3 protein-coding genes and 1 pseudogene are annotated in these 4788 nt (G+C 38.4%); 2 read left to right on the top strand and 2 right to left on the bottom strand.

The window, feature by feature from the left end; genetic code table 11:
• Positions 1 to 397 precede the first annotated feature (397 nt).
• Positions 398 to 2192 (bottom strand): annotated as a pseudogene (gene htpG, locus BAZSYMA_RS01655) (molecular chaperone HtpG).
• 122 nt (positions 2193 to 2314) lie between these two features.
• Here htpG and BAZSYMA_RS01650 point away from each other — a divergent pair.
• Positions 2315 to 3190: a tyrosine recombinase XerC gene (locus BAZSYMA_RS01650; RefSeq protein ID WP_090714944.1), complete on the top strand. Its 876-nt coding sequence runs from the start codon at positions 2315 to 2317 to the stop codon at positions 3188 to 3190.
• Positions 3187 to 3720 carry an L-threonylcarbamoyladenylate synthase gene (locus BAZSYMA_RS01645; RefSeq protein ID WP_090714941.1) on the top strand — a complete coding sequence of 178 codons (534 nt, stop codon included), beginning with the start codon at positions 3187 to 3189 and terminating at the stop codon, positions 3718 to 3720. Before BAZSYMA_RS01650 ends, BAZSYMA_RS01645 begins: the two co-directional genes overlap by 4 nt.
• 8 nt (positions 3721 to 3728) lie before the next feature.
• On the opposite strand, the gene BAZSYMA_RS01640 is transcribed toward BAZSYMA_RS01645, so the two are convergent.
• Positions 3729 to 4619 carry a WD40 repeat domain-containing protein gene (locus tag BAZSYMA_RS01640; protein ID WP_090714939.1) on the bottom strand — a complete coding sequence of 297 codons (891 nt, stop codon included), beginning with the start codon at positions 4617 to 4619 and terminating at the stop codon, positions 3729 to 3731.
• Between the last annotated feature and the right edge of the window lie 169 nt (positions 4620 to 4788).

The raw sequence follows: 4788 nt of genomic DNA, 5'->3' as shown, positions 1-4788 counted from the left end.
GATTATAAACACTGGCTAATCTTTGAACCCGAATTCAAAGATTGAATGTATTTTTGACTTTGACTTGACCTAAAGGGTCAAGCTAAAAATACATTCTTTGCGGTTAAACTAGGTGGTGCGTTTATGATGCGAATTTACACCTGATTTGTTTATCAGAGAACCTGATATGTTTCGGAGTGTGATTTTTGGAGATAGGGAACAACGTGGTGAAACCTGACAATTAGTTATTAAAAAGCCCGTGTTTACGGGCTTTTTAATAACTCAATTCAACAGAAATCAATAAACGAGTATTTTTTTCTTATGCAAGACGGATTTTAAAAAAATATACAAGGAGTTTAGTAAAGCGTGTGACTAAATATTTTTAAAATCTGCCTTACAAAGTAGCAAAAGACGAAGTTTATTTAATAAGTTTATTCATACGCTTGACAAATTCTGCAGGTTCTTTAAGCTGTCCGCCTTCACTGAGCACTGCTTGGTCAAACAAAACCTTAACAACATCTTGACTAATCTTGGTTTTAAGTTTTTTAACCAATGGGTGTTTCGGATTAATCTCAAGAATAGGCTTAGTGTCGGGCACATCTTGACCGAGCGATTTCATAATGCGTTCCATATTACCACCCATCTCATTTTCATCAGCGACCAAACAAGAAGGGGATTCACTCAAGCGGTTAGAGATTTTCACTTCTTTGACTTGATTTTCAAGAATTTTTGCCCATTTTTTCGACCACTTTGTCAAAATCTTTAGCAGTTTTCTCTTTTTTGGCTTTTTCTTCTTTAGAATCTAAATCTTCTAAATCGCCTTTGGCAATTGATTTCAGTGGAATACCATCAAATTCTCCAAAATTACTGACCATCCATTCGTCAACACGGTCAGACAGGAGTAAAACTTCAATGTCTTTTTGGTTGAAAATTTCTAGATGTGGTGAACCTTTAGCACTCTCATAAGTTTCAGCAGTAATGTAGTAAATGGCTTTTTGGTCTTTTTGCATACTTTTAACATAGCATTCAAGTGTTGCTGTTTGTGTGGCATCATCACTTTTATTAGTGGCAAAGCGTAGTAGTTTGGCGATTTTATCTTTGTTGGCAAAATCCTCAACCACGCCTTCTTTCATGACCATGCCAAATTCTTTCCAAAAAGTGGCGTATTTTTCAGGTTTATTTTTTGCCATCTTTTCTAGCGCTTTCAAAATACGACTGACTGAGGCTTTGCGAATGGTATCAACGACTTTGTTGCCTTGTAGAATCTCTCTAGAAACATTCAGCGATAAATCAGCAGTGTCAATCACACCTTTGACAAAACGCAAGTAAAGTGGCATTAATTCATCGTTATCCTCCATAATAAATACGCGCTTGGCGTAGAGTTTAATGCCACCTTTGCGCTTAGGCTCCCACATATCAAAGGGTGCTTTTGACGGAATATAGAGTAGTGAGGTGTAGTCTAAGTTGCCTTCAACACGGTTGTGTAGCTGTGTGAGTGGCGCTTCAAAGTCAAAAGTCAGTGACTTATAGAACTCATCGTAATCTTCTTGTTTAAGATCAGCTTTGTCTTGTGTCCAAAAGGCATTGGCTTTATTAACGGCTTCATATTCGATATCCTTGCTCTCTTCTGAGTGCTTAATCATCATAATCGGCACAGTAATATGGTCAGAATATTTACTGATAATGCCGCGTAGACGGTGTTCATCTAAAAATTCAGCCTCGTCTGCTTTAATGTGTAAGGTGATAGAGGTGCCAAAATCAAGGCAATCAACCTTTTCAGTAGAGTATTTACCCTTGCCATTTGATGTCCATTGCGTGCCTTTTTTGCCTTTAGTGCCTGCTTTTCTGGTGACAAGTGTGACTTTATCGGCAACGATAAAGGCGGAATAAAAACCCACGCCGAATTGACCAATAAGATTGGAGTCTTGTGCTTGTTTTTCATCTAAACCTTTAAGGAATTTTTTAGTACCAGAATTGGCAATAGTGCCGATATTTTTATTAACTTCAACCTCTGTCATACCAATACCATTGTCAGTAATAGTAATGGTTTTTTTGTCTTTATTAACATCAATATAGACGGCTAAATTTTCCTTGCCTTCAACCAAAGAATCGTCCGAAAGTGTCTCAAACTTAAGTTTGTCAATCGCATCAGAGGCATTTGATACCAACTCTCTAAGGAAAATTTCTTTATTTGAATATAGAGAATGAATCATTAAATCCAGTAGTTGCGAGACTTCTGTTTGAAAAGTATGTGTTTGTTTTTCTGCCATTTTTCTATTCCATGTTATGCGTTAAAATATATCAATATGGGCAGAATGGTAAAATTCAACTAAAAATGCAAAAAGAAATTGAAAAATTTATTGCGTATTTAAAAATTGAGCGTAACTATGCGCTAAATACACAGCAAGCATACGAAAAAGACTTGTGTCAGTTGTTAGAATTTTTGCGTGAAAAAGGTATCGCTAATTGGAGTGATGTAACCACAGAACATCTAAATTTATTAGTCATGAAAATGCGTCATCATGGCATTAGTGGACGCAGTATTCGCCGTCATTTGTCTTCTGTGCGTGGTTTTTTAAGCTATTTATTGTCTCGAAAAATCATACCAAGCAACTGCGCTTTGGGTTTACAAACACCCAAAGTCAACCAAAACTTACCAAAAACGCTAGATTACGAACAAGTTGTAATGTTAGCAACACCAAGGTCGCAATTAGCTAGGGAGCTACGAGATGTTGCGATTGTTGAGGTGCTTTATTCTTGCGGACTTAGGGTGTCAGAATTGGTCTCATTAGATATAGATTCAATCGATAATACTCAGGGCTTCTTGCAAGTGACGGGTAAGGGGTCAAAAATGAGGCACACACCACTGGGCAACCCAGCACAAAAGGCGATTACAAACTACTTGCAAAAAACAGGTGTTACGCAGGGTGCTCTATTTTTAAACAACAAGATGCAAAGAATAAGCGCTAGATCTGTGCAAGAAATGATTAAGAAGCGTGCGCTGGAAGTTGGCATTAAGGTCGGTGTGTATCCACATATGTTACGCCATGCAGCGGCCACACATTTTCTACAATCTAGCCATGATTTACGCAGTGTGCAAGATTTTTTAGGGCATAAAAGCATTAAATCAACACAGGTTTATACACACCTAGACTTTTTAGAATTATCCAAGGTATATGACAAATTTCACCCTCGCGCTAAAAAACCATGAATTTTCAAACACGATACGCAGCAAAAATACTGAGTGTTGGCGGGGTGATTAGCAACCCAACAGACACCGTTCAAGGTTTGACCTGCCTGCCTTATGAAAAATCTATGCAAAAAATGCTATGGCTTAAGCATAGAAGCCCTGCAAAAGGCTTGATTTTGCTTGCCAGTGATCTGCATTTCTTTTATCCGTATGTAGAAGACACGAGCTTATTAGCACAAATAAAGTTGCAAAAACACCCCACCACTTATTTGTTCAATGCGCATCATAATACCTCAAAATTGATTACAGGCATTTTTAAAACAGTAGCAATACGTTTAACCGATAATGCGCTGATTAGCGATTTGTGTCAACAATGTCAAAGCTCTTTGGTTTCAAGCAGTGCCAATATTTCTGGCTACAAAACCGCAACCAGCCTACTGTCATTAACCTTGAATTTTCACCAAGAATTGGATTTCATCCTGGCGCCACGACACGGTAATTTCCAAGCCTCACACATTATCAATGCCCACACGCAAGAGAGGGTTAGGTGAATGTTTTTTTAAATTTCTAAATTGCGTGACTCACTTAACACAAAACTTGCATGGTCATCAATGGACAAGGTTTGTACGCCGTTGCTAAAATTGAGTGTTTGCCATGCTGTATCTGTGGCTTGGATTGCAGTTAAGCGTTCATCAGTAAAACTTAGACGATAGCCGCTACTCCATAAGTGTTGTAATTGCCAAGCGGGCTGAGATTGAGGTGAGAGTTGCCAAATACAAATTTCTCTTGAGGTAGAGACAATCTGTTTACCATCTGGGCTGAAATTTGCACTCAAAACCTCACTCGTATGCCCAATAAAAGTTTGCAAACAATTGCTACTCAAGTCCCAAAGTTTAAGGCTGTTATCCCCTGAGGCAGAAACAATCTGTTTGCCATCTGGACTGAAATTTGCACTTAAAATCCCACTCGCATGCCCAGTTTGCATAAATTCCAACCTTTCAAATTTAGCGGGTGATTTTATGGTGTTAATCTTATGCTGTGCCTTGTAAATATGCCAATCCAATTGTGCAGACAGTTCTGCGTGCTGGAATGACAATTGGCATTGTGTTAATGTCCATTGATACAAACCCGAGGTTAGCACCGAGTCGGATTTTAGTTTAAACCCACTATGCAGCGTTTGTATTTGACTGTGACGCCAAATAGATTTATTTAAATTACTGACTGTTAAGTACAATTCGCCAATCGTTACTGCCGTCCATTCACTGGCAGATAATTCTGTGGCGTCAATGACAAGGCGTTGGCAGTTTAAGCCAAAAACGCTTATTTTTTGCAGTTTTAGTCGACTTAATTGCACTACTTCAAACACTGGCACAGCTAATTGGTGTTTGTGCATTGTGCTGACCATGTCCAACGCTAAGTGGGCAACAGGCGTTGTGCTTTTTTGTTCCAAAGTATGGATTAGCACCTGATGCAGCTGGGTTATTTCTTTGGTAGACAACAAAACAATATTGTCTAAAATAAATTGTCGGGTTAGAGGTGAAATGTTTTCCCCCTAATCCAAAAATAGAAATCAAAAAACACACAAACCCCAACTGGTATAATGATTTCAACCAAAAAAC

The sequence above is a fragment of the Bathymodiolus azoricus thioautotrophic gill symbiont genome, from assembly GCF_001298715.1.
In the GTDB taxonomy this organism is placed as follows: Bacteria; Pseudomonadota; Gammaproteobacteria; order PS1; family Pseudothioglobaceae; genus Thiodubiliella.
The sequence above is the reverse complement of the archived record's forward strand: the minus strand, read 5'-3'. Positions and strand labels throughout refer to the sequence as shown.